Source organism: Flagellimonas yonaguniensis (assembly GCF_029193885.1).
GTDB classification, from domain to species: domain Bacteria; phylum Bacteroidota; class Bacteroidia; order Flavobacteriales; family Flavobacteriaceae; genus Flagellimonas; species Flagellimonas yonaguniensis.
On the sequence record NZ_JARFVB010000038.1, the window covers coordinates 1 to 2141 of the forward strand.

The 2141-nt window shown below is 59.3% G+C and carries 1 protein-coding gene; it reads left to right on the plus strand.

The annotated features are described in order from the left end of the window. Nucleotides 1-2141: hypothetical protein (locus PY092_RS19590; RefSeq protein ID WP_275617412.1), on the plus strand; the 2141-nt coding region annotated here is incomplete at both ends.

Consider the following 2141-nt stretch of genomic DNA (forward strand, 5'->3'; position numbering starts at 1 on the left):
AACATCAACAACATCCCCATCATCAACGTGGACCTCTCCTCGGACCCCACCACCTGTGGCGGAAGCGACGGCTCCATATCGCTGATCTTCGGGAACGTGCCCAACGGGAACCATGACATCTTCCACGATGCGGGCGTGTTCAATGCAGTGCCTGTCAATGCGGGAAGTGCCGTTGTCAACGGACTCCCCGCAGGTAACTACAACAACCTTAGGATCACCGTGGCGGGATGCACCTCTACGGACGACCCGGACGTGACTCTTACCGCTCCCGCGGCACCGGACATCGACCCAATGCCCGATGTCAACGCATGTGACCAATATGTCCTGCCCGCCATAACAGGGAACGACCTTACAGGGAACCAGGCCTATTACGACCTGCCCGGGGGAAACGGCAACCAATACAACCCCCTGACCATCTTCAACATCGTGGGTTCGACCACCCTCTACATATACGACCAGAACGGGACCTGTTCCGATCAGGAAAGCTTTGTCCTGACCATAGACCAACAGCCCACCGCGGACGCGCACGAACCCGATGCAACAACGGCATTCCAGGAATGCGGGCTCACGCACCAGGTGGACGCTCTGGCGGCCATCGGAACGGGGACATGGACACAGCAGAGCGGACCAGGAACACTGACCTTCGCCACCAATGCCAACGACCCGGACCAGACCCTGGCCGTCGACGCCTACGGAACCTACACCTTCAGGTGGACCGATATCAACGGAAGCTGCTCCGACTTCGATGAGATAACCGTCGAGTTCTTCGAACCGCCCACCGTGGCAGAAGCCGGGACCGACATCGCACAATGTGACAATCCCGACTTCGCCATGGCCGCCAATGCACCCGCCGTGGGGACAGGCACCTGGACACAGACGGCAGGGCCCCCGCTGATCATTGTCAACATAAACGACCCCGCCACAACCGTGACCGGACTCCCTGCGGGAAGCTCCGCCACCCTCAGGTGGACCATCGCAAACGGGACCTGCCCCGACTCGTTCGACCAGGTCGTGATCACCAATGACCAGCAACCGTTGGCCGACGCGCCCACAGATGTCGAGAGCTGTGACTCGTACATCCTACCGGCACTTGCGAACGGCAACTATTTCGATGCGCCCAACGGGGGCGGCAATGCTCTCGCGGCAGGGGATGCCATAAACGCCACCACCACACTCTACGTCTTCAGCCCCGGCACAGGCTCGTGCCCAGACGTGGAGAACTCCTTCACCGTGACGATCAACAACACCCCCGATGTCTTCGACCTTGTGGACACCGAAGCATGCGACTCATTCGTATTGCCGGCCATCAACGGAAACAACCTCTCCGGAAATGAAGCCTATTACGATGCCCCGGGAGGGACCGGTACACAGTACAACCCCACGGATGTGATCGCAACTTCCGGCACCTATTATATTTATGATCAAACGGCCACTACGCCAAACTGTTTTGACCAGGAGAGCTTCATCCTTACCATAACCCCCTCGCCCACAGTCGACGCAGGCTCCGACGAGGAAATATGTCAGGGAGCAGCAATCGACCTGTCCTCTTCCTCGACAGTGCCCGCCGAATCCAACACCGCATCACTCTCATGGGCCACAGCAGGCGACGGGAGCTTTGATGACAACACCCTGTTGCTGCCCGTCTATATACCAGGGCCCAACGACATCGTGAACGGGTCCGTGGTGCTCACACTGACCGCCAACGGCAATGGCTCATGTCCGGACACATTCGATACGATGACCCTGACCATAACACCGGCACCCACCGTGGACGCAGGTTCCAACGAACAGATCTGCCAAGGGGACGTGCTCGACCTGGCCACATCCGCCATCCAACCAACGGCCAATGGCTCCGGTTCCCTGGCATGGGCCACATCCGGCGACGGCTCCTTCGATGACAACAACCTGTTGCTGCCCGTCTATACACCGGGGCCCAACGACATCGTGAACGGGTCCGTGGTGCTCACACTGACCGCCAACGGAAACGGTAGCTGTCCACCAGTGTTCGATGCCATGGCACTGAACATCAACAACATCCCCATCATCAACGTGGACCTCTCCTCGGACCCCACCACCTGTGGCGGAAGCGACGGCTCCATATCGCTGATCTTCGGGAACGTGCCCAACGGGAACCATGACAT